The organism is Bacteroides sp. 51, from assembly GCF_010500965.1.
Lineage (GTDB): Bacteria > Bacteroidota > Bacteroidia > Bacteroidales > Bacteroidaceae > Bacteroides.
On sequence record NZ_QVMI01000120.1, the window covers coordinates 1 to 414 of the forward strand.

A 414-nucleotide genomic window follows, 5' to 3' on the forward strand; every position below is an offset into this window, starting at 1 on the left:
CCCGTCCATCTGCGGTAAAGAGCGTTTCGGGCAGGGTATGCACAATTTTAAGATGGTCGCGCAAAGCCAGCGCACGGTCGGCCGAGAGCAGGATATTATACTTTTGAAATAGATTCCTTATCCCGTTATTACGAAAATATGGTTGAAGCAGCATACCATGATATTTGGCATCCATGTGAATATTCTCCCCAAAATCGGCCTTGATGCACACAACGCCCATATCCACCCATACAGGATCGGACCAATCTCCAGCCGGATTATCGGTATATACATAGAGATTTCCTTCGGCATTTTCAAAGTCGATGGGGTTTACCTTGTGAGGCATAGCACTTGAGCCTACTTCTCTTATGCCAATACATATGGCAAGGGCATAGTTGAGGGCAATTCCCTGAACAAGCATAATATAAATTTCCG

1 protein-coding gene is annotated in these 414 nt (G+C 45.4%); it reads right to left on the reverse strand.

What is annotated here, in order from left to right:
- On the reverse strand, positions 1 to 414 hold a 414-nt coding region (locus D0T87_RS24810; protein WP_239063887.1), incomplete at both ends, for a lyase family protein.